The organism is Staphylococcus sp. MZ3, from assembly GCF_018622755.1.
GTDB lineage: Bacteria > Bacillota > Bacilli > Staphylococcales > Staphylococcaceae > Staphylococcus > Staphylococcus aureus.
This window is the reverse complement of record NZ_CP076026.1, coordinates 122,925-147,856: the sequence shown is the minus strand read 5'-3', so window position 1 is coordinate 147,856 and position 24,932 is coordinate 122,925. Positions and strand designations below refer to the sequence as shown.

20 protein-coding genes and 1 pseudogene are annotated in these 24,932 nt (G+C 33.2%); 5 read left to right on the top strand and 16 right to left on the bottom strand.

Annotated features, from left to right (window positions below; genetic code table 11):
• Nucleotides 1–2: 2 nt before the first annotated feature.
• From cap8B to KI230_RS00620, 7 genes are all read right to left on the bottom strand, one after another.
• Nucleotides 3–689: a type 8 capsular polysaccharide synthesis protein Cap8B gene (gene cap8B / locus KI230_RS00650; RefSeq protein ID WP_138277871.1), complete on the bottom strand. Its 687-nt coding sequence runs from the start codon at nucleotides 687–689 to the stop codon at nucleotides 3–5.
• 15 nt (nucleotides 690–704) lie between these two features.
• Complete coding sequence (gene capA, locus KI230_RS00645) at nucleotides 705–1,373, bottom strand: capsular polysaccharide type 5/8 biosynthesis protein CapA (RefSeq protein WP_000446299.1); 669 nt, start codon at nucleotides 1,371–1,373, stop codon at nucleotides 705–707.
• 344 nt (nucleotides 1,374–1,717) lie between these two features.
• Nucleotides 1,718–4,327, bottom strand: coding sequence for a bifunctional acetaldehyde-CoA/alcohol dehydrogenase (adhE, locus tag KI230_RS00640; protein ID WP_000955781.1), 2,610 nt, complete (start codon nucleotides 4,325–4,327; stop codon nucleotides 1,718–1,720).
• A 385-nt stretch (nucleotides 4,328–4,712) separates the two neighbouring features.
• Nucleotides 4,713–5,888 carry a spr1629 family repressor/antitoxin gene (locus tag KI230_RS00635; protein WP_045176823.1) on the bottom strand — a complete coding sequence of 392 codons (1,176 nt, stop codon included), beginning with the start codon at nucleotides 5,886–5,888 and terminating at the stop codon, nucleotides 4,713–4,715.
• Between the two features lie 5 nt (nucleotides 5,889–5,893).
• Nucleotides 5,894–6,661 carry a spr1630 family ClpXP-sensitive toxin gene (locus tag KI230_RS00630; protein ID WP_045176825.1) on the bottom strand — a complete coding sequence of 256 codons (768 nt, stop codon included), beginning with the start codon at nucleotides 6,659–6,661 and terminating at the stop codon, nucleotides 5,894–5,896.
• Between the two features lie 156 nt (nucleotides 6,662–6,817).
• Nucleotides 6,818–8,353: a bifunctional metallophosphatase/5'-nucleotidase gene (locus tag KI230_RS00625; protein WP_214958298.1), complete on the bottom strand. Its 1,536-nt coding sequence runs from the start codon at nucleotides 8,351–8,353 to the stop codon at nucleotides 6,818–6,820.
• 50 nt (nucleotides 8,354–8,403) lie between these two features.
• Entirely contained in the window at nucleotides 8,404–9,948 is a 1,545-nt protein-coding gene (locus KI230_RS00620) for a DNA-binding protein (RefSeq protein ID WP_045176830.1), read from the bottom strand.
• Between the two features lie 228 nt (nucleotides 9,949–10,176).
• Between KI230_RS00620 and KI230_RS00615 the strand changes: the two genes are divergently transcribed.
• From KI230_RS00615 to phnE (KI230_RS00600), 4 genes are all read left to right on the top strand, one after another.
• On the top strand, nucleotides 10,177–11,133 hold the full coding sequence (locus KI230_RS00615) for a phosphate/phosphite/phosphonate ABC transporter substrate-binding protein (protein ID WP_000787672.1): 957 nt from the start codon (nucleotides 10,177–10,179) through the stop codon (nucleotides 11,131–11,133).
• Between the two features lie 213 nt (nucleotides 11,134–11,346).
• Nucleotides 11,347–12,120 (top strand): phosphonate ABC transporter ATP-binding protein, encoded by a 774-nt coding sequence (gene phnC / locus KI230_RS00610; RefSeq protein WP_045176832.1) that lies wholly within the window; start codon nucleotides 11,347–11,349, stop codon nucleotides 12,118–12,120.
• Nucleotide 12,121: 1 nt separating this feature from the next.
• Nucleotides 12,122–12,922, top strand: coding sequence for a phosphonate ABC transporter, permease protein PhnE (gene phnE, locus KI230_RS00605; RefSeq protein ID WP_001127863.1), 801 nt, complete (start codon nucleotides 12,122–12,124; stop codon nucleotides 12,920–12,922).
• A complete protein-coding gene (gene phnE, locus KI230_RS00600) occupies nucleotides 12,919–13,734 on the top strand; it encodes a phosphonate ABC transporter, permease protein PhnE (RefSeq protein ID WP_000191092.1) in 816 nt (271 codons plus the stop codon). The genes phnE (KI230_RS00605) and phnE (KI230_RS00600) overlap by 4 nt, the downstream gene beginning before the upstream one ends.
• A 130-nt stretch (nucleotides 13,735–13,864) precedes the next feature.
• On the opposite strand, the gene deoB is transcribed toward phnE (KI230_RS00600), so the two are convergent.
• From deoB to deoD, 4 genes are all read right to left on the bottom strand, one after another.
• Complete coding sequence (gene deoB / locus KI230_RS00595; protein ID WP_000197806.1) at nucleotides 13,865–15,043, bottom strand: phosphopentomutase; 1,179 nt, start codon at nucleotides 15,041–15,043, stop codon at nucleotides 13,865–13,867.
• Nucleotides 15,044–15,070: 27 nt separating this feature from the next.
• A complete protein-coding gene (gene deoC / locus KI230_RS00590) occupies nucleotides 15,071–15,733 on the bottom strand; it encodes a deoxyribose-phosphate aldolase (protein WP_000667269.1) in 663 nt (220 codons plus the stop codon).
• An 80-nt stretch (nucleotides 15,734–15,813) separates the two neighbouring features.
• On the bottom strand, nucleotides 15,814–17,166 hold the full coding sequence (gene tet(38) / locus KI230_RS00585) for a tetracycline efflux MFS transporter Tet(38) (protein WP_001100300.1): 1,353 nt from the start codon (nucleotides 17,164–17,166) through the stop codon (nucleotides 15,814–15,816).
• Nucleotides 17,167–17,172: 6 nt separating this feature from the next.
• The gene (deoD, locus tag KI230_RS00580) at nucleotides 17,173–17,880 is read right to left on the bottom strand and encodes a purine-nucleoside phosphorylase (protein WP_000843292.1); all 708 of its coding nucleotides are present in this window, start codon (nucleotides 17,878–17,880) and stop codon (nucleotides 17,173–17,175) included.
• Nucleotides 17,881–18,115: 235 nt separating this feature from the next.
• Between deoD and KI230_RS00575 the strand changes: the two genes are divergently transcribed.
• The gene (locus KI230_RS00575; RefSeq protein ID WP_001789411.1) at nucleotides 18,116–18,871 is read left to right on the top strand and encodes a GntR family transcriptional regulator; all 756 of its coding nucleotides are present in this window, start codon (nucleotides 18,116–18,118) and stop codon (nucleotides 18,869–18,871) included.
• Between the two features lie 190 nt (nucleotides 18,872–19,061).
• On the opposite strand, the pseudogene sasD reads toward KI230_RS00575, so the two are convergent.
• From sasD to KI230_RS00550, 5 genes and pseudogenes are all read right to left on the bottom strand, one after another.
• Nucleotides 19,062–19,801 (bottom strand): annotated as a pseudogene (sasD, locus tag KI230_RS00570) (cell-wall-anchored protein SasD).
• A 367-nt stretch (nucleotides 19,802–20,168) separates the two neighbouring features.
• Nucleotides 20,169–20,768: a superoxide dismutase gene (locus KI230_RS00565; protein ID WP_000874681.1), complete on the bottom strand. Its 600-nt coding sequence runs from the start codon at nucleotides 20,766–20,768 to the stop codon at nucleotides 20,169–20,171.
• 267 nt (nucleotides 20,769–21,035) lie between these two features.
• A complete protein-coding gene (locus KI230_RS00560; RefSeq protein ID WP_000834084.1) occupies nucleotides 21,036–22,466 on the bottom strand; it encodes an oligosaccharide flippase family protein in 1,431 nt (476 codons plus the stop codon).
• Nucleotides 22,456–23,694 (bottom strand): O-antigen ligase family protein, encoded by a 1,239-nt coding sequence (locus KI230_RS00555; RefSeq protein WP_045176833.1) that lies wholly within the window; start codon nucleotides 23,692–23,694, stop codon nucleotides 22,456–22,458. The genes KI230_RS00560 and KI230_RS00555 overlap by 11 nt, the downstream gene beginning before the upstream one ends.
• A complete protein-coding gene (locus KI230_RS00550; protein WP_000692509.1) occupies nucleotides 23,675–24,841 on the bottom strand; it encodes a glycosyltransferase family 4 protein in 1,167 nt (388 codons plus the stop codon). The genes KI230_RS00555 and KI230_RS00550 overlap by 20 nt, the downstream gene beginning before the upstream one ends.
• Between the last annotated feature and the right edge of the window lie 91 nt (nucleotides 24,842–24,932).

Genomic DNA, 24,932 nt, shown 5'->3' with positions numbered 1-24,932 from the left:
ACTTATTCATCTCCATAATAGTGATAATAACTAGAAGATTTATCGACCTTTGTCTTGTTCAAAATGACACCTAGAATGTTACTGCCTGCTTTTTCCATAAGTGCTTTTGCTTTTTTAACTTCATTTTTATCATTTTTTTCACTATCAATTACTAACAAACTATCTTTAATAGCACGCGCATATAGTTGTGCATCAGTCACAGTATTAACTGGCGGTGTATCGACAATAATAATGTCGTAACGTTTATTAAACAGATCAACTAATTCTTTAAACCTTTCTGAAGCTATTAACTCAGATGGATTTGGAGGTACAGGGCCAGCTGTTAGCAAATCTAAATTTTCAATTTCTGTCGACGTAATTGCTTCTGACATAGTCGTTCGACCAATGATTAAGCTTGATAGTCCATTATTATTTTGCTCATTAAAAATATAGTTTTGTGTTGGCTTACGCATATCGCCATCAATAACTAATGTCTTATAGCCTGCTTGTGCATAAGTAATCGCTACATTCGATACAACTGTACTTTTACCTGCACCAGGCTTTTCAGAAGTAACCAATAAGCGCTTTACTTCACCATTTGCTTTTGAAAACATGATGTTTGAACGTATACCTCGAAACTTTTCACTAATTGTTGATTTTGGTTTTTCATACACAAATAGTGTTGTTGTCGTATTTCCCTTTTTTGACATAAGTAGCAACCATCCTTAATTAAATTTTTGAATTGAACCCAATACAGGCAATCCTAATTCTTTCTCTACATCTTCTTCATCTTTAATTCGCTTATCGAAAATTACTTTGAAGAAGATATATATAAGCGCGACAACTAATCCTAAAAAGAATGCACCGATTAGATTCACTACAGTTTTTGGTGCGACTTTAACTGCTGTACCGTCTGCTTTAGATAAAATTGATACGTTATCCACACTCATAATCTTCGGAATTTGTTTACTTGTAACTTTAGCGAAGCTATTCGCAATTTTTTCCGAATCTTGTTTATGACCACTTTTAACTTGGATGTTGATAAGTTGCGTATTTTCTTGGTTTGTAATTGTCAACATACTCGACAATTTAGATGGTGAATACTTATCATTTAAGTCCTTTGACACCTCATCTAAAATTCTAGGACTTTTAACAATTTCTTTATACGTATTTACAAGTTGAATATTACTTTGAACCTCTTGTGCCATAAACTGAGGATTGTCACCCTTAGTTTGATTCACTAAGATTTGAGTATTAGCTTGATATTTAGGTGATAAGACGAAAAATGTAACAATAGCGCTAATAATTAAAAATAATAGCGGTAAAATAATTAAAATCTTCAAGTTTTTTTGTAATACTTCTTTAATTTTTGTTAATTCTAATGTACTTTCCATTATTTACCTCCCTTAAAAATTTTCATTAAAATTGGTATTATATATATAGTATTTACATATTACATATCGTTTAAACAATTAATTACTTTTAAACCGCATTATTTTAGACTTTTCATTTATATGAAATTAAAAATAATTATACTCTAAAGTAGTAATAGTTTGCGAAATGAGTATCAATCTTAATATTTTCTTTATTTAAAAAAATGATTGTCTAGTTTGTATCTCTCTGAAGATTTGGCAATAAATAAAAGCCGATAACCGTATAATGATTATCGACTTAAAGTTTATGTGGCATTTTTTACTTTTGTAATTTCAGGTGAGTTAGATGATTATTATCAGATAGATTATTGCTTATAATCATATGATGTTTGAATGATATCTTTGATTTCACTGATTAGTGCTTCTTTAGGATTAGCAGTTGTACATTGATCTTCAAATGCGAGCTCTGCCATTCTATCAATTGACTCATTTAATTCTTCTTCAGACACACCTTGTGATTTCAAATTCATTTCAATTCCGACTGATTGACCTAATTCGTAGACAGCTTTAGCTAATGATTCTACAAGTGCTTCTGTCGTATTACCTTTTAATCCTAAGAATTTGGCAATATCTGCATAATCTGTATCTGCTCTGAAGAACTCATATTTAGGGAATAACGCATGTTTTTGCGGGTCTTTGGCATTATAACGGATAATATGCGGTAGTAATATCGCATTCGCTCTACCATGCGGAATACCATATTCGCCACCAATTTTATGCGCAATTGAGTGTGCAATGCCTAAGAATGCATTTGCAAATGCCATACCAGCCAAAGTTGATGCGTTATGCATTTTCTCTCTTGAAACTTTATCACCCTTTTCAACAGATGATTTTAAATATTCGAACGTCAATTTAATCGCTTGTAGACTCAAACCTCTTGTGTAGTCTGAAGCCATTACAGATACATATGATTCCATTGCATGCGTTAGTACATCCATTCCTGTATCTGCTGTAACGCTTTTTGGCACACTCATCACAAATTGAGGGTCAATAATTGCAACGTCAGGTGTTAAAGCAAAATCAGCCAACGGATATTTTACATTTGTTTCACTATCTGTGATAACTGCAAATGGTGTTACTTCTGAACCTGTACCTGATGTCGTAGGGATACAAATGAACGTCGCATTTTCAGGCATGCCTATTTTATAAGTACGTTTACCGATGTCTAGGAACTTTTGTTTAGCACCGAAGAATGATGTCTCAGGGTGTTCAAAGAACATCCACATTGCTTTTGCAGCATCCATCGCTGAACCACCACCAAGTGCAATGATTGTATCCGGTTGGAAATCAACCATCATTTCCAGACCTTTATATACTGTATTAGTTGATGGGTTCGGTTCGACTTCGCTAAATATTTTAATTTGAGGCTGTTCCGTTCTTTGTCTTAATACATTCTCAACTGTTTTTGTATAACCGAATTCTACCATACCAGGGTCACAGACAATCATCACTTTTTCAATCTTGTCCATTGTTGTTAGACTCATGATTGCATTTTCTTCAAAATAAATTTGAGCAGGCACCTTGAAAATTTGAGTATTATTACGTCGTTTAGCAATCGTTTTAATGTTTAATAAATCTGTCGCACTAACATTATGTGAAATTGAGTTTCTACCGTACGAACCACAACCTAATGTTAAAGACGGAATCAATTCGTTATACATATCACCAATACCTCCAACCGCTGATGGTGTATTTACAAGTACACGACAAGCTTTCATTCTTAGTCCAAAATCTTTTTGTAATGTTTCATCTTCTGTATGGATAACGGCTGTGTGTCCTAATCCACCAAAATGTAGTGTGTCTTCACAAATTTGAAATGCTTGTTTTGTAGATTGGGCTTTTACTAAGGCTAATACTGGAGATAATTTTTCACGAGATAACGGATAGTCTGAACCTACACCGCTAATTTCGGCTATGATAAGTTTTGTATTTTCGGGGACAGGTATACCTGCTAATTCAGCTATTTCAACTGCAGATTTACCGACAATATCAGGCTTAATACCTGTTTTTTGTTCATTCATAATTGCATTTTCTAAGCGTTGTAATTCATCTTTTTTAACAAAGTATGCTTGATGTGCTTTAAATTCATTAGTAACATCTTTATAAATTTCTTTATCAATGACTACAACTTGTTCAGAAGCACAAATCATACCATTATCAAATGTTTTTGAACCAATGATATCATTTACTGCACGTTTAATGTGTGCTGTTTTTTCAATGTAAGACGGCACGTTACCTGGTCCCACACCTAATGCCGGTTTGCCAGTTGAATATGCAGACTTAACCATGCCCGAACCACCTGTTGCTAGAACTAATGCAATACCTTTGTGATTCATTAATTGTTTTGTTGCTTCGATAGAAGGCACTTCAATCCACTGAATAATATCTTTAGGTGCACCTGCCTTCATTGCCGCTTCTAATACAACTTCTGCTGCACGCTTCGACGATTCTTGTGCACTTGGATGGAATGCAAAAATGATTGGATTTCCTGTCTTAATTGCAATCATCGCTTTAAAAATAGTTGTCGACGTAGGATTTGTTGTTGGCGTAACACCACAAATAACACCAATTGGTTCCGCTACATACGTTAATCCTTTTTCTTTATCTTCACCAATAATCCCTACTGTCTTATTGTCTTTTATTGAATTCCATATATATTCAGAAGCGTATAAATTTTTAATCGCTTTATCTTCGTATATACCTCTTCCAGTTTCTTCATGTGCTAATTTTGCTAGCACCATATGTTGATCAACAGCTGCTAAGCTCATTTGATGAACAATATGATCAATTTCTTCTTGTGACTTTTTAGATAATGCTTCTAATGCTTTTTTCCCTTTGTCAGCTAGAGCATCAATCATAATTGCCACTTCTTGTTCTTTCGATCCACGATTTTCTTTTTCAGGTATAGTTAACATATACAACCACTCCTTTATACTTTGTGAATTATTTCACAAACATTATAGTACATGTCTCTCAGGATATAAAGAAAATTCTATACAAAAAAGTTTAATTTCGAATATTATTTGAACAAATATCAAATTTTAAAATAAATGTTTTCATGAAATCATTGTTATTTCGGTGTTTTTAGAATGATTTTATAATCATAATTTTTTCAATGACATAATTTATTCATAATTATATATTTAATTCTGAATATTCTTTAATAGCCTAAAAAGCTTATTATATCGCACAAAACACAACATTAAAAGGTCCTTGTCGATACCTATCAACAGATGTTACAAATAAAAACCTCGAACTGAAATGATGATCTTTTCAGCTCGAGGTTTAAATATTGGTACCTTATTTATATAGATTCGTTATATTATATTCTCTTTTTTCATTAACATAATCCTTAAAGAGTTTTAAATTAATACCTGCTAGTTGATTCAAAAATGTTTCATCAACTTTTAAATAATTCAATAATTTTTGTGGTGTCAGTATATTTCTATCAAAATACAACTTTAATAAACTATTCATTTTGACAGGGCGTGACATTTCAATCACGTCGTCTAAAGGCTCTTTACTTTTATAACCTTTTTTATTTAATGATGCCCAAAAATATCTGTACTGAGTACTAGACATTAGGCCTAGATAATAGGCTCTCATTGCAATTGCTTGTATAGAAACATACCATTTTTCTTTCAATACAGCTAAATAATCAGGATTTGATTTTTTGGTCATTTGATCAAAGTCTTTTTTAAACGCTTCTTCAGGTAGTAAAAATTCAGAGGCGAAAATATCTGCCTCATGTTCAATTGTCTTATATTCTTCAGGAGATAATAAGTCGAATTGAATATGACGATGTAGAACGAGATGTCCCAGCTCATGTGCAAGATCAAAATTCCTTCTAACTGCTACCCCCTTATTTGTACCCAGTATAATAAAAGGTGTCTGATCTTTACTCCAAAAACTATATGCGTCTATGCTATCATTAATTCGCTTTTCGTATATAACTATACCCGCTTTTTCAAGCATAAATAATAGTGCTTCGTTGCTTTCATCTTGAAGAATTTTAGCCCTCACAACTTTAGCAATTTCTTTTATGCTTTCTTTTTTATTTAGTGATTCTAAATTGCCATTCAACAATTCATCTAAATTATTTATTAAAGATAAAATAATATTATCCGGTATCGTTACAAAAGAAAATAAGTAGCTAGTTAAATTAGATAAATACATTGCTTGATAATATTGCTTATTTAATAGTTTCGTAGATACTTTATAATTTTTTGCTCTAAAAGCTATACTATGTTTATCGACAGAATTTATTAGGAGCTCTTCGGGCTGCTCGCTAATAAAGTAGCTAGATTTAACATTAAAAATAGATGTCATATCATAAATTTTACTAATTTCTGGCATCATATTTTTTGTTTCATATTGCCAAATTGCTTGTTCACTCACATTTATTTTTTCTGATAATTCTTTTCTACTTAGAGCATTAAGCTTTCTCACGTATTCTAAATTCTTGCCAATAAACATTAACTTCACCTTTCACTTTCAATCATATCGTTATCTTCATCGATACTGATACCAAATGCATGTTCCACATCTATGAGTTCTAACTCTCCATCGTTTTTAAGTACTTCTAACTCTTCTTCGTCAATATGATAATCTTCTCTTTCTACTATTACTTTTTCTATTAACTCTGTCAAATCATCAACCATAATTGCAGAATTTGTTTCTGGATTTGGTAACCATTGTTTGATTGCAGCTAATTGCTTTGATTCTTTATCAATACGATATGTAATAATTAAAAAATAAGAATTAATATCTCTATTACTGCCTTCTTTTATATTAAATAATATACTATCTGCAGTCATTTGATGCCCAATTTCAAAATCTTCTCCAACAGTACCAAAATTAATGTCCCTATTCTTAGCCATAAGTACCTCTAGGTAGTTTTTACTTTTTGGATTTTTATCAGCAACTAAACTCTTCCCTACGCTTACATTTTTTTCATCAAAGTAATCTTCATTTTTCAATATAAACATGATATTATTTTTCTCTTCATCTTTATTAAATATAAACTTTAAATACTTCCATGATGGTCCAGCATTTTCTTTAATATACTTAACAAAATTTTCCAAATGCTTAGCAACTTGATTTTCAATATGATTAGATTTGGTGTACACATAGGCATCACTAATCACCATACGTTTCTTGACTTCATTTCTCTCATTAACATAGTCCTTATATCCCGCGATAATTCCTTTAACAATAGATTCTCTTACTTCTTGTTTAATTGTTTCCAAATTAATCACTTCCTAATATTAAGTTATATAAAATACAAGCCTTATTTTTTGTAAAATCAACATTTTTCTTAAAGTATATTGGTTTTTAAGAGTGATTAGTTTAAACAAAAACAAAAACTTACCCGATTAAAATCAAGTAAGTTTTACATATATCCGTCACTTTTCAACTTTAAAATCAACAACTTGCGGGATGCGCATCAAATTATTATTTGATAAAAAATCAATAAGTAATTGTGCGCCTTCAACTTGAATATCTTTTACAACTGGCGCGTCGATATACATATCATACTGACCACCGCCAACTGCACGATAATTATTTACACAAATTGTATATGTCTGCTTTAAATCAACTGCGTGACCTTGAATCATCATATTACTCACACGTTGTCCCTTTGGTCTGCCAACATTAATGGTATAACTTACGCCACCATATATATCATAATTAAAGTGTTGTGGTTTGGGTTCAAGGAAGTCTGCGCTTACACTTACTTTATCATTTTTCACGTCAAAATATTCTGCTGATCGTTCAATGGCTTCTTTAAGTTTGGCACCACTTACAGCTAAAACTTTAAATGTATTTGGAAATGGGTAATTGTTAATAACATCTCGCATCGTCACGACTTGCTTGAAACCACTAGCAGAATCAAACAAAGCTGTACATGCAACATCTGCACCACTTTTTTCTAAAAAAGCGTACTTCATAAAATTAGTAAAAGGATGCGGAGCTACACGTGCCTCAAATGCATGATTAATCGTCATATCATATGGCAATGTAGTAATTTCGTAATCTAACCAGTCCTCTAACTGCTTTCGTATATGTTGGTCATCTTCATCAATAGTAAATGTGGAATCATCTATAACAGGAAGTAATTCACATGATTCAACGGATACATTTTCATATTCATCAGTACTCAAGACAACTTTGCCTACAGTTGTACCTCTCGTACCAGGTTGAATCACAGCCGTTTGCTTAAACCTTTCAGCAATTTGTCGATGTTGGTGACCCGTAATAAAGATATCTATATCTTTAGAAAACGCTTCTAACATGGCATATCCTTCATTTTCACCCGTTAACACTTCGGTCGGCGTACCACTTTCTAAATCCTTTTCAAATCCACCATGGTAACAAACCACAATGATATCTGCATGTCGCTTCATTTCAGGTAAGTGTTGTTGAAGTGTTTCAAAAGCACTATGAAACGTAAGTGACTGAATATGCTCTGGTTGTTCCCAATGGGGAATAAATTGTGTCGTTAAACCTATCACACCAACCGTTTGATCTCCAACCTGAAAATACTGCACACCGTTATCAGTCAATGTACTATCATTTTCATAAATATTAGCGCACAAAACTGGATAATTGAGTCTGCGTAAAGTGTCTTTTAAGTATGGTAATCCATAATTAAATTCATGATTACCAAGCGTACCAAAGTCGAATGCCATTCGATTATAAAAATCAACTAAAGGCTGACTACTGCCGCTATGCGCGATTAAGTAATTACAAAATGGTGACCCTTGCAAAAAATCACCATTATCTATTTTAAAACTTTGGTCATACTGCCTTCTGTCTTGTTCTATAACATGATTCGCTAGTAACAATCCCATAGGCTGATATTGATTTCTACTCGTAAAATCTGTTGGGAAAATATAACCATGTACGTCACTCACGACATAAAATGCTATGTTTGACATCCTCACTCACTCCTTCAATCACAAACATCTTTCTTATTTCTATTATATATTTATTTGAAGTCTGTTGTAATCAAGGTTTTGTCACCGAGTTTTAAACGAATCTTTGAACCTTCCATACTTTCAAGTACTTTAGCATTGATCTTAATTGTAGCATTTCCGTTTTCATCTGCTTTAACTGTTGGCAAAGTACTGTAACCTGGCGGGTTATAATCGTTATCTTTACTTGAAAATTGTCCGATTTGACGTCCGCCTTCTTTGTAAATACCAACTCTAAGATTTTCAAGTGTTTGATTTGCTTCAAATCCTTTTAAATGTATTGTCACTTCAAATGGCTCATTTACAGAAACATTTTGCGGGATATCAAATGATACTTTTTCGTTCTGATTTGGTGGCGTATGATCATCTGGTGTGTTTGGCTGAGGATCTGCGCCTTTTTCGCTGCCATAACTACCTGCTTTAAATGTTGTTGGATCATACCATTTATAACCACTCGGCGGCTGTGACCATGGCTCTTTTTCAGGCTCAGTTGAACGCTCTGGTCGTTCAAAATCAAGCAACTTAGTCTTTGTATCTAATGTTAGGCCACTCGCCTTAAGTGATTTCCCATCATTATCTTTAGACATCCAAGCCGTTATATTATTTAATAGCTTACCATTGTCTTGTTCTTTAAAACCATCATATGTTTTCTTCTTTTCTCCATTATCTTCTCTTACATATTTGGGCGAACTATCTTCCACAAGTGATGAATCACCGATAAATGCTGCTTTACCTTTTCCAACTTTAGAAATTGCTACATAGGGGCCTTCTGCTTTACCGCCCCCATTATAAATACCTTGATCTACAGCATGTGACCATTTACTTTTCGCTGGCAATTGTTCTGGTGTATACACAATACCTTTTGCTTTCTCTGGATTAGTAATTGCTAATGTCGATCCGGCATGCATAGAGACAGATTTCACACCTTCAGTAATACCGAAACTTTCTTTTGAAGAAACAATATTGCTCGTATTTAAATCACCTAGTGCATTATATCGAAAACGTACGCCAAAGTTTGTAGATAACCAATCTGAACTTTTCACACCTTGCATTGCAGTAGAACTTTTTTCTTCTGCATTCATACCTTTCGACATATCTTCATATGCTCCACGTCGATAACCATTCATTGCCTCCGATGAATCAATACGATTTAAATTTCGGTCAGCATTGTAATGATCTGAAATAAAGACAACATTGCCACCTTGTTTCACATAGTTAACAATTGCTGCCTGTTCTGATTCTTTGAAAGGAATGTTAGCCTCAGGAATTACAAATATTTTGGAACTTTTCAAACTTGCTTCTGTTATGTTCGAATGACCATCAATAGCTTTAACGTCATAACCTTGTTTTTGTATTGAATCCGCATAATCTGAAAATGCACCATCACTAACCCAATCTGCAGCACCAGCTGTTTGACCATGAGAACGATCGAATAATACCGTTCGCTGTTGCTTTGTAGGTTGCGATTCATGCGTTATAGCTAAAGATTGCGGTAAAGCACTTAATGATACCGTTGCAACAATTGCAGAGACAGTTAATGACTTATATATTTTTTTCATTTTGTGAGGCTCCTTTTAAAATAAATTTGTTCTTGAATTATAGGATAAAAATTCGTTGCATATGAGCAATTTAACGAAAAATTTACAAAATCTTATCAAACTCTTAAAGAAAGTTATTAAAATTCATTTTTATAAAATACTTTTTCGTATTTAAATGTGGTACGCTATAAGTGTAATTTCATTGCATACATATTACACGATTAAGAATGTGAAGGGGACAGTTATCAAATGAAAAATTTTAAGTGTTTATTTGTATTAATGTTAGCAGTCATTGTTTTTGCAGCAGCATGTGGAAATTCAAGTTCTTTAGATAATCAAAAGAACGCTAGTAATGATTCGGATTCTAAATCAGGAGGATACAAACCTAAAGAATTAACAGTACAATTTGTACCTTCGCAAAATGCTGGAACATTAGAGGCTAAAGCAAAACCATTAGAAAAATTACTATCTAAAGAATTAGGGATTCCAGTTAAAGTGTCTGTATCAACTAACTACAATACAATTGTTGAAGCTATGAAGTCTAAAAAAGTTGATGTTGGTTTCTTACCACCAACGGCATACACATTAGCACATGATCAAAAAGCAGCTGATTTATTATTACAAGCACAACGTTTTGGTGTAAAAGAAGATGGTTCAGCAAGTAAAGAACTTGTAGATAGTTATAAATCAGAAATTCTTGTTAAAAAAGACTCAAAAATTAAAAGCCTGAAAGATTTAAAAGGTAAGAAAATTGCCTTACAAGATGTAACATCAACTGCTGGATATACATTCCCACTTGCGATGTTAAAAAACGAAGCAGGTATTAATGCAACTAAAGATATGAAAATTGTGAATGTTAAAGGTCATGACCAAGCAGTTATCTCATTATTAAATGGAGATGTAGATGCTGCGGCTGTATTTAACGATGCACGTAATACTGTGAAAAAAGACCAACCAAATGTATTTAAAGACACACGAATTTTAAAATTAACACAAGCTATTCCTAATGACACAATTTCTGTAAGACCAGATATGGATAAAGATTTCCAAGAAAAATTGAAAAAAGCTTTTATAGACATTGCTAAATCAAAAGAAGGTCACAAAATTATTAGCGAAGTTTATTCACATGAAGGATACACAGAAACGAAAGATTCAAATTTCGACATTGTAAGAGAGTACGAAAAATTAGTTAAAGATATGAAATAATCATTATTTAACAAATGAATCATTAGCGAATTTGGTATTAAAAGCTTTCGTTCAATAGATATATTCTAGATTAATATTGAAAAGCTAGGCGCTAAACTGAAACAGATATAGAAAGGTGTCGCTGTACATTTGAAACCATTTGTACACAGAAACCCAATGTCTATGATATTTCAGTTTACCTTGGCTTTTCTTTATTAAAGAAAGGTGTCAAACATGAGTCAAATCGAATTTAAAAACGTCAGTAAAGTCTATCCTAACGGTCATGTAGGCTTGAAAAATATTAACTTAAATATTGAAAAAGGTGAATTTGCAGTCATTGTCGGACTATCTGGTGCTGGGAAATCCACGTTATTAAGATCTGTAAATCGTTTGCATGATATCACGTCAGGTGAAATTTTCATCCAAGGTAAATCAATCACTAAAACCCATGGTAAAGCACTATTAGAAATGCGCCGAAATATAGGTATGATTTTCCAACATTTTAATTTAGTTAAACGGTCAAGTGTATTACGAAATGTACTAAGTGGACGTGTAGGTTATCACCCTACTTGGAAAATGGTATTAGGTTTATTCCCAAAAGAAGACAAAATTAAAGCAATGGATGCACTAGAACGGGTCAACATCTTAGATAAATATAATCAACGCTCTGATGAATTATCAGGAGGTCAACAACAACGTATATCTATTGCACGTGCACTATGCCAAGAATCTGAAATTATTCTTGCAGATGAGCCAGTTGCTTCATTAGACCCATTAACTACGAAACAGGTTATGGATGATTTAAGAAAAATCAACCAAGAATTAGGCATCACAATTTTAATTAACTTACATTTTGTTGACTTAGCAAAAGAATATGGCACACGCATCATTGGTTTACGTGATGGTGAGGTTGTCTATGATGGTCCTGCATCTGAAGCAACAGATGACGTATTTAGTGAAATATATGGACGTACAATTAAAGAAGATGAAAAGCTAGGAGTGAACTAACATGCCTTTAGAAACACCTACAAAGTATGACTCCCTTTTAAAGAAAAAGGTTTCTTTAAAAACGAGTTTTACCTTCATGTTAATCATTGTGCTTATCATTTGGAGCTTCATTTATACGGGGTTTAATTTTGGAGATTTAATGATAGGAATACCTCAAATAGGTGATCTATTCAAACAAATGATTCCACCTGATTTCGAGTATTTACAACAAATTACAACGCCAATGTTAGATACTATTCGAATGGCTATCGTAAGTACAGTATTAGGTAGCATCGTTTCAATACCAATTGCGTTATTATGTGCTAGCAATATCGTTCATCAAAAGTGGATTTCAATACCCTCGCGTTTTATTTTAAATATAGTTCGTACTATACCGGATTTGCTATTAGCAGCAATATTTGTGGCTGTATTTGGAATCGGTCAAATTCCAGGGATATTAGCACTGTTTATTTTAACTATCTGTATTATTGGAAAATTATTATATGAATCATTGGAAACGATAGATCCAGGTCCAATGGAAGCAATGACGGCTGTTGGCGCTAATAAAATAAAATGGATTGTTTTCGGTGTTGTACCACAAGCCATATCGTCATTTATGTCATACGTATTATATGCATTTGAAGTAAATATACGTGCTTCAGCTGTGCTTGGATTAGTCGGCGCTGGCGGTATTGGATTGTTTTATGATCAAACACTTGGTTTATTTCAATATCCAAAAACAGCAACGATTATTTTATTTACTTTAGTTATTGTCGTCGTCATTGATTACATCAGTACGAAAGTGAGGGCACATCTCGCATGACACAGGAAATAGCAAAATATAATGTTCACACAAAAGCACACAAACGAAAATTGATTAAAAGATGGCTTATTGCAATTGTTGTCTTAGCTATTATCATCTGGGCATTTGCAGGTGTACCAAGTTTAGAACTTAAAAGTAAATCATTAGAAATCTTAAAATCCATATTCAGCGGATTATTCCATCCTGACATCAGCTATATCTATATACCAGATGGCGAAGACTTATTACGTGGTTTACTTGAAACCTTTGCGATAGCCGTTGTAGGTACTTTCATCGCCGCAATTATCTGTATTCCATTAGCATTTCTAGGTGCAAATAATATGGTAAAGTTACGCCCGGTTTCAGGTGTTAGCAAATTTATTTTAAGTGTTATACGTGTCTTCCCAGAAATTGTAATGGCACTTATATTTATCAAAGCTGTTGGCCCAGGTTCATTTTCAGGTGTATTAGCTTTAGGTATCCATTCCGTAGGTATGCTTGGGAAACTTTTAGCTGAAGATATTGAAGGTCTAGATTTCAGTGCTGTAGAATCATTAAAGGCCAGTGGTGCGAATAAAATTAAAACACTCGTATTTGCAGTCATACCACAAATTATGCCTGCCTTTCTATCACTCATACTTTATCGCTTTGAACTAAACTTACGTTCAGCTTCTATACTGGGGCTAATTGGGGCTGGTGGTATCGGGACACCACTCATATTTGCCATTCAAACACGTTCTTGGGACCGTGTAGGTATTATATTAATCGGTTTAGTACTAATGGTCGCAATTGTCGATTTAATTTCCGGTTCAATCCGAAAACGTATTGTTTAACATTAAATCAGGATACTCCTAAATAAGAGGTCCTACCGTCTTACGTTTCTCTATTATAATAAAAACAGCAGTGAAGAAAACTATTGTTATAGTTAACTTCACTGCTGTTTTTATAATATCTAAATTTATTCTATTTCAATTCCTTTAAATAACTTTTACCGAACTCTGGTAATGTTACGTTGAAATTATCTGCTATAGTTGCACCGATAGAACTGAATGTAGTATCACTTTCTAGTGCATGACCACCTTTAAATTTCGGACTGTACATAATTACTGGGATATATTCTCTCGTATGGTCCGTACCTGGCGCTGTCGGGTCATTACCATGGTCTGCTGTAATAATTACTAAATCGTCTTCTTTTAAGTTGCTAAACAGTTCTGGCAAGCGATCATCGAAATCTTTAATTGCTTGTGCATAACCTGGTTTATCACGACGATGACCGTATAATGCATCAAAGTCTACTAAGTTTAAGAAGCTAATACCTGTGAAATCTTTCTTAACAATTTTCATCAATTGATCCATACCGTCCATGTTACTCTTCGTACGAACCGCTTCTGTTACACCTTCACCATCATAAATGTCATTAATTTTACCGATGGCAATAACATCATAACCACCGTCTTTCAAATGATCTAAGACAGTTTTACCAAAAGGTTTTAACGCATAGTCATGTCGATTAGATGTACGTGTAAAGTTTCCTGGTTCACCAACATATGGACGTGCGATAATACGACCAATTAAATATTTAGGGTCTTTTGTCAACTCACGAACCTTTTCACAAATATCATATAACTCTTCTAATGGGATAATGTCTTCATGTGCAGCAATTTGCAATACTGGGTCTGCACTTGTATAAACAATTAAGTCACCAGTTTTCATTTGGTGCTCGCCCCACTCATCGATAATTTGCGTACCCGATGCCGGTTTGTTAGCAACAACTTTACGACCTGTCATTTCTTCAATTTGTTGAATTAACTCTTCAGGGAATCCATTAGGGTATACTTTAAAAGGTTGCATAATATTTAATCCCATAATTTCCCAGTGACCAGTCATTGTATCTTTACCAACTGAAGCTTCACTCAATTTAGTATAGTATGCTTCTGGTTGTTCAACTGCATTTACTACTGGTAATTTATCGATGTTCCCTAGACCTAACTTTTCAAGGTTTGGTAAAGTTTGATCGAAACCTTCTAAGGTATGTCTTAAAGTATGTGAACCTTCATCTTTAAAATCAGCTGCGTCTGGCGCTTCACCAATACCTACTGAATCCATTACGATTAAATGTACACGATTAAATGGTCTTGTCATAGCTATCACTCCCAAAATTTATATATATTAGTAATCTGAATCTGCTTCTAAACCTTGCATAATTTGAACACCTGCGCTCGCACCAATACGTGTCGCACCTGCTTCAACCATTTTATTGAAATCTTCTAAATTACGTACGCCACCTGATGCTTTTACTTCTACATCAGCACCTACTGTATCTTTCATTAATTTAACGTCTTCTGCAGTCGCACCGCCACCTGCAAAACCTGTTGAAGTTTTAACGAAGTCCGCACCAGCCGCTTTTGTTAATTCACTCGCTTTTACAATTTCGTCATGGTCCAACAATACCGTCTCAATAATCACTTTTACTGTGTGACCTTTCGCAGCTTTAACCACTGCTTCAATGTCTTGTTGTACATCATCAAAACGTCCATCTTTTAATGCGCCGATGTTGATGACCATGTCAATTTCATCTGCACCATTTTGAATTGCATCTTCTGTTTCAAATGCTTTCGTTGCAGTTGTCGACGCACCTAATGGGAATCCTATTACCGTACAAACGAGCACCTCTGAATCAGCTAGTCGCTCTGCTGCATATTTAACATGTGTTGGATTCACACATACAGATTTAAAATTGTATGCTTTCGCTTCATCGATGATTTGATCGATTTGCGTACGTGTTGACTCAGGCTTCAATAAAGTGTGATCTATATATTTCTCAAATTTCATACTTACTACTCCTCGTGTTATATAATCTCTTTATTTAATTTTACTATAAATACGAATATATCTCGCGAATTTATATCTATTTATTTTTCAGATTGTGTCCAACGATTTAAGCTGACGAATAAAACTAATCCGACAATACTCATTAAACCTAAAATAATTAAAATAATACCGAAATGTGAACTTAATGCATCATTGCCTGGGAAATTTAATGCTTTAAAATCGATTAGAGCCGCAGCAATCGCAATACCTACAGATACCGCCACATTAATAATTAAATTATAAAAACCAATAGCCACACCTGTCATATTAAGATCTATTGTTTTAATGGCTTCGTTAAGTAAAGGTGCATACATTAAAGCAAAGCTACCTGCAAAGAATATCATAGAAATGACGAAGATTGAAATGTGATTACCTACTGCAAATGCAGGTAAAATCAAGCTCAGTGCTATTAAAATAATTGCTGTGATAATCGCTTGTTTTGAATTCAGATATTCGCCGATTTTACCACTTAGTGCACCAACAATGACTGCTACTATATAACCCGGTACTAATAACAGTGATGTTGTGTCTAGTTGCAGATGATAAATTTGCTCCATTATGAATGGGAACGTAAAAATATAACCCAATTGGATAGCATACATTACAAATACTATAAATAAAAATGAAGCATAACGTTTATTTTGGAAAAATGATTTATTTACTAATGGACGTTGCGCATTTTTAATATATAGCGCAAAAACGATAATCGCAATTAAGGCACCAATCATATATAACCAATTAAAGTTCGTAATAAACAGCATGACTGTTGTAGCAATAGTTGCCACTAGAATTAAGCCAACAAAATCTAAATGAGCTTTATTCGTATTATTTTCTTTTGGTAATAATTTAAATAGGAATGGCAACGTAAATACTACGATTAATGCAATTAAAAACATATTTGTCCAGTGTAAATACGTAGAAATAAATCCACCTGATAATGTACCGATAACTAATGACAAGGAATAACTGCTCGTACTTAAGCCAAGGTAAGTCTTCTGGTCCTCTTTAGAAAGATACTTTGCAACATATATCACATATAATGTCTCTGCAGCAGCTAAACCGGCAGTTTGAATAATACGTCCAACTAAAAGTAATGGGAATTGATGTTGGAAAATGTAACCAATAATTGATCCGATAATGATTAATATCACGCCATAAATAAATAGTGTGCGTATACTAATGGCATCAGATAATGAAGCGTATACTACAGCGCCAATACCAATTACTAAACCGGCTAATGTCGCTTGCCAACTTACTGTCGTTACAGATATGTTTAAGTCATCAGCAATGGCTACAGAAATCAATTTAAATGAGTTGTCTATAACCAAACTGAATACAAATAAGAATAATAAAATAGGTACTGCTTTCTTTATTTTAGAATATTCAACATTCATAATCATCTACACCAATGACAGTGCAATTTCAATCATATCTGTAAATGCACGTTCCCTTTCCTCAGGTGTTGTTGACGTTTCATGAATTAAATGATCGCTCACTGTGAACACACCTAATGCTTCGACACCAGCGTAAATTGCATTCATGTATAATGCAGCTGATTCCATTTCTACACCTAAAATACCCATACGCATCCAACGTTCACTCGCTGTTGTATCCGCGTTATAGAAAATATCACTTGATAACACATTACCTACATGATGACGTACACCTTTGTCACGTGCTGTTTCAACTGCTTTTTCTAATAATTGATAAGAAGCAATTGGCGCAAAATGACCTGGTAATTGATATTGTTGAACGTAATTTGAATCAGTAGAGGCACCTTGTGCAATAATCACATCATATAAATCAATGTTTTCTTGCATCGCGCCACAAGAGCCAACGCGAATTAATTTTTTACAACCAAATGTATGAATTAATTCATAAGAGTAAATGCCAATAGATGGCATACCCATACCTGAACCCATGACAGAAACTTTTTTACCTTTATATGTTCCGGTAAAACCAAACATGTTTCGCACTGTATTGAACTGTTCCACATCATCCAAATAAGTTTCTGCAATGAACTTAGCTCTTAACGGATCTCCTGGCAATAGAACCGTTTCTGCAATTTCGACGTCATTCATTGGTTTAATGTGTGGTGTTGATTTCATAAAATATTCCTCCCAATATTTGTATAGTGATTTGTCTATTTGTCTAACCATGTATATAATAATATTTTTTAAAAGCGCTTTCAAGCATTACATTTTGACAATATTAAGAACATTTTACAGTTACAGCTACTAACCTTGTATAAAACTAATTTTCAAAGCCTATCTATATTTAATTTTTATAATTTTTCCAATTCGAGTAAAAATTATTGTATGATGAGAGTGATTAAGTAACTTTATGGAGGTTGTCTACGTGACGCAAACACAACCAAAATTTTTAACGATTTATAATACGTTATATAAAGAAATTCAAATAGGAAAATATCCGAGTGGCCATGCATTACCTACTGAAAAGGAACTTTGTGCGCGCTTTGATGTCAGTCGTATGACTTTGCGCCAAGCTATAAAATTGTTAGCCGAAGATGGCATCGTAGAGAGTACAAGAGGGAAGGGACACTTTGTTATTCCACAAACAAATGCCCAACACGCTTCAAGTATGGATCAATTTAAGCATCCACTTGATCAAATATTGCTAGCTCGCGTATCTATGTCATCAATTAATTATCGTGTTGATTTAGAAAGTGAATATACAAATCATTTGTTTGCAAACCATCCTTCTGCCGTCATTGCAATGGAACGCTATTATCAAAAAAAGGACAATCATTCTAAGCAAGCTGATGCATTTTGCTTTACCTTTATACCGTTAAATGTCATTGACACATTTAAAGTGAATACACAAAACGAAGACGACATGAAGACATTCGTTGAGCAAACGATTTATAGCAATGCATATCAATCAGATTTAAAAATGTCTATTACCAAAGCGCCCCACTTCAAAAATCATAGTCACGTGTTTGATGGTGATACACATTGTTGGCTGATTATTGAAACATTGTACGCACAAACACCTTATCCAATTATGATTAATAAGTGGTATATTCCACAGGAAATATCTGAATTAACACTGACACGTATAAGACAATCGGATTATTAAAATTATTAAAATATAAGAAATTTTTTGATGACTATTTAGGGAGTTGGTAAGAAATGGAAAAGCTTGTTACAAGCGCAATTTCATTCAGTCAACTACTGCCAATATAACATTAGCGAGCCTAGGACATTGATTTATGTCCTAGGCTCGCTCAGATAATCACACGATTTTTCTATTATTAATCGTATTATGTTTATTTATTTGTTGAACGTCGTCTAAATGCTAAGAATAACCCAGATACTAATAGTAGTGCGGCAATACTTGCAGTAAGAATACTTGATGTCATACTTTCACCAGCAGCTGGTAAAACTTTTTTGTTACTTTGGTTCATTTGATGATTTGATGAATGCATATTTGCTTTTGGACTCATCATTTGATGGTTTGATGATTGCATATGACCTTGTTGCATGTGTGGCTGTTGGTTCATGTGTGTGTTCTGATTCATATGGCCTTGTTGACTCATATGACCTGTTTTATTTTGCACCATTTCACTACCACCATGATTAATACCATTTGCATCTACATTCGTTTGATAAAAATTGCCATCTTTTGTTAAAGGTAACGCATGGCCATTCATATCTCTAACAGCATGTGGTTTAAATACCCCTACATTAGTTGTAATTATCACATTGTAATTATCACATTGTATTTATCAGCAATATTTTGCGTCGCATCATACAATTTCATATTATAGTCTTGCATATTACTGCCAGCGCTTAATTGGGATAAAGCTTTCTCTAATTCAGTATATTGTGCTTGCGTCATTCCTTGTGGTACTACTCCGCCATAAGGACGATGATTTTGTACATTTTGGCTTTGTTTATTCGACACATTCATTGAAGTTGTGTCGGCATGCGCATTTTGAAAAGGCATACTTGAGAATACTAAAGTGCTTGTTACAATTAAAGAACCTACTGTTGCTAATTTTTTCATTGTCTTGTCCCCTTATATTACAATTTGATTACATTTGCATTATCATACGATTACAAAAGAAATGCAACAAAATTTTTGAATCATTACATTTTTTTATAAAAATTTCACTTTAGATTCACAATAATTACTTATTTTGTCAATTTATTTAATGTCAATATGTTGATTAATTAATAGTATTGTCTGATGTGTATAACATTTAGGTCATCATTATAGTCAACAATAATAAGGTATTTCGAGTTGAAATTTATCTTATTATTTTGCCACTTTTACGTGCTATCCCATTACACAAAAACAAATAAGTAAAGATATTAAGTACAAAAAAGTGGAACACCTTGTAGATGCTCCACCTCAATTATATTAAGTTATATTATTTTGCTGCTTGGTATAATTCATCAACTTTTTTCCAGTTAACAATATTCCAAAATGCAGTCATATAGTCTGGACGTTTATTTTGATATTTCAGATAGTAGGCATGCTCCCAAACATCAAATAGTAAGATTGGTGTTTTGCCTTCTGTTAATGGATTATCTTGGTTTGGCGTTGTCACAATTTCTAATTTGCCATCATTAACAACTAACCAAGTCCAACCTGATCCAAATAATGTTGTTGCTTTATTTGCAAATTCATTTTTAAATTCATCTAAAGTGCCCCACTGCGCTTTGATGTCATCTATTACACCACCTTTTTCTTCAGAATTAGGTGATAGTATTTCCCAGAATAATGAATGGTTAAAATGACCACCGCCATTATTACGGACTGACATCCTCATCGCTTCCGGTACCTTGTCTAAGTTAGCAATCATATCCGCTAATGATTGATGCTCTAACTCTGTTCCTTCAACTGTTGCGTTTAATTTCGTCACGTACGTATTGTGATGTTTGTCGTGATGAAACTCCATTGTTCTTTGATCTATATATGGTTCCAATGCATCATATGCATATGGTAAATTTGGTAATTTAAATGCCATAAGTATATTCCTCCTTTTATGAATATACTTTTATAATAATTAATTTCGGGTGTGTTTTGCAATAATTATTATTTATTTGTTATATCCAATTATATAAAATTTAAATATTCGAAATTGATATAATATTTAATATTGAATGCAAAAAGGCATTTAACTGCTTTTGTTTCCCGCTTTTAAAGAGAATTAAAAAAGACAACTTCCATTTTTCAATAAGAAATTGCCTTTTCTTCTTAATCTTAAATTTCTAAAGTATAGCGTTACCGATACTTAAATTGTTTTATGTCGAAGATGCCTCAATATTTGCCATACGTATTGATTTTTCATAGTCATCATTAATAAAAGATAAACTACTATACCAATCGCAATTAATAGCAGCGTAGCGTACATTGTAGGGGGCAAATAATGATTGACCACACCAAGCACAATAAACATCATAACGGCAGCAATGACACATTGAATCGTACTTACAATATTCAACTTCACATTGATTTTAGTAATATCAATAAATCGCCAAATGAGCAAGAAAAACTCTGTAATTAAACGCGCAATAGCAGCACCGTAAATTCCATAAAAATATATCAAAATAATACATAATACTAGGTTTATCACCGCACCAATAGTAATTGACGCATTATATAATCTTATTTTATTCACTATTAATAAATATTGCCTGCTTATCAACATATTTAAAGGAATGATTAATACAAGTATCGCTAAAATGGTCATCAATGGGACAGTTGATGCGAATTCCTCACCAAAGAACCATAAATAAAATGATGGCATAATTGCAATTAAACCAAAGACCATAGGTATTGTTAATATCAATTGAATATTCATATTATTAGCTAACGTTTTAGTTAAACTATGTGATTGCTGGATAGACATTTTGGTAATACGCGGAATCATTACAAGATCAAATGTATTAATCATTATGATTGCGACCGTTAAAATATTAAATGCGTTAGAAAAGATACCAACTTGTTGGTATGTGCCTACTAAACCAAGAACAACGCAAGAAATACTAGTATATAAGTTGAGCTGTCCATTTGGTAATAAGTATGCTAATGACGAACGAAACAATTGCCAGACGTGTATCCAATTAACCGAAACAAAGCTAATGTATCGTTTTAAGTAGATAAACAAAGGTAATTGGTTTAATACCGTCACAATAGCAATAGTAAATACATACAATGATAAATCTGATTGATCTTTGACAAAGATAACAACTACACTTAATACAATACCAGACGCAACAATATTACTGAGGCTAGGAATTTTAAACTTTTCAGTTCCAGCATAAAACCATGAAATATCGAGTGCTGCACCTATAATATAGATTCCTTGTAGTAGGAAAATAAGATAGTAATCATCTATAAATATAGTAATTACGACCATATACATCGCAAAAACTGTTAACGCTAAAAATAATTTACTGACAAAGATATCCCAAAACTGCTGAGACAATTGCCGTTTGTCGTTAACGGACTTCGCGATAACTCTATTAAAATATAACTGAACGCCAACACTTGCAATCATCAAAAAGTATTGCACGATATTGAAAGAAAATGAAACAATACCCACACCACTGGGACCAAATGCACGTGAAATAATGGGTATTGTAATCAGTGGTGTCATCGTTCTAATCAATTGGTATAGCCCTTGATAAATAATATTTTCTTTTAGTGAATCACTCTTCATTACGATCCCTTTCCATCTTTTCATATTGAACAATAAAGACGATAATTCCTAAAATAAAAGCGACATATCTTGAGTTATTAAATGATACTGTTAAAAAGTAAATCAGCATCGTCAACATTACAACAATTGCTGTTACATTTTTCCCAGAAATGTTAAATCTAAATAATTCAAACAGTAAATAAAGCATAAATATGATAAATAATGCACCGAATAAAATGCCCCATTCCGCAAAAATCTGCAAATATGTATTATGGGCAACAAGTAAAATACCATTAATTTGCGAGCCAATATGTACATAATCCACTAATCCGACACCAAAACCTAGTGTATATTTAATTACTGAAATGGCATTTATCCATACAACACTTCGCTCAGACCCACTATCATTTAATGATGCAAAGCCCTCTTCAAAAATAGACGCCATTCGATCTAATGACGGTAAGGCATCAAGGTCGCTTAATTGGAATAAATAGTAGTTGATATTATAAAAGGTAAAACAAAGTAATATCAGCATAATCACTAACATACTCACAACACTTACCGCATTTCTACTAAATAACTTTTTAATAAAGAAATAAATGGCTAAGACGATTAATATGATAAACGCAGTCTTAGACCCCGTTGTATTTAAAGACCATAGCAAAATACCACATGCAAGGACCTTGAATATGTAATTATGAATATACTTGTAAGCAAGTACCAATGTAATAATCTGTGTCATCGCGAAATAGTTAGGGTCATTCATTAATCCTTTTGAACGTATTTCATCAAAATATAACAATTTCATTAGTAAAGGGGACTTGTTCAAACCAGCTATAATACAAAATAGACCTATAGTCACACTGCTTATAATATAAGAGGTAACGATCACTTTTTTGCTATTACCTAACTTAAAGATGATCATCCCTAAATAGAAATAAATGACTACAAATGCATATTTAACTGTAGATGCAAGAACTTCCTTAACCGTAATAAATATCAAATCATCAAAAAATAGCAAACAAAGCGTAATAATCATACGATATGTATACAAAATAATGAAAAACTGTAAAAAATGATTTGCCTTTAATAAATGGTTAGCGAAAAACAGTAAATAAACTAATATTAGTAATGTGATAAAGTCAGCTATAGAAACATTCACACCGGCAATAACCGAAGATTGCTGAATAAAAACCGCTAAACCGATAAGTAACAATGTTAGTAATTTACTATTGTGTTGATTTTCCATTATAAACGTCTTCCACTTCTTTAATCATTTTCTCCTCAGTAAAACATTCTAAATAACGTTTTCTAGATTGATTACTCATTTTGATGTAATCACTGTCTATTAAATATTTTTCCAGGACTTTAGCAATAGTTTCGGGTTGGTTGTTCATCATACATATACCATTATCAGCTACTAATTCTGAAATACCGCCAACATGACTGGCTATAACAGGCAAACCTGTAGCCATAGCTTCTATAATGCTAATTGGCAAACCTTCATGCTTACTTATTAAAATAAACGTATCGTATTGTGATAATAAATGACTCGCATTAATGACATTGCCCAAAAATGTGACATCATTTTCTAACCCAGCTTGTACAACTTGTTGCTGACAATCATTTAATGTAGGTCCATCGCCTATAAATGTAAAATGCGCATGATTACTGTTATGTAATTTCAATATCTCTATTGCCGCGATTAGATTTTGTGGCAATTTTGGATAAGCAAATCTTGCAATCATAACAAATTGATGCTTTGTCGGGGCATTAATCTGTAAATCTTGTTTATTAGGCAACATTCCAACTACTTCGCCAATATTGTTATGTGATTGGCTTTTTAGCGTTTGCTTAACAGCGGGAACATCTGCAATACCATTATGTATTGTGGTTAATTTCAATCGATTAAATCGATATTTTAACGCTAACTGTTTATCGAAATCTGAAACACAAATAATGCTATCTGTAATACGTGACATTAATTTTTCGATAACTAGATATAGAAATTTTTTAGCTGGTTTAACACCCTCTGTAAAAGCCCATCCATGCGCAGTAAAAACTACACGTGTGTCTTTCGATTTCGAAATGAACTTCGCAATTCGTCCGACCGTTCCAGCTTTAGAAGAATGTAAATGGATAACATCAGGCTTAATTTTCGAGAATAACTGTGCTAACACTTTGACAGCTAAAATATCTTGTTTAAAGTCAATTGGACCTACTAAATGTTCGAGAATAATTACATTAACTCTTGCATCTAGTTGTTCAATCATTGGTCCATGATTGCCTACAATGACATAAACATCATGGTGTACGCAAAAATGGTTGGCGAGTTGAATGAGATGTGTTTGTGCACCACCATTGTCTGCTTTAGTAATACAATATATAATTTTCAACTGTTACAAACCCCTTTAATGCTATACTTTCAATTTCTTAACATGGCTATCTCATCAGATGAATAGTATTTATAGCCATGCAAATCAATGA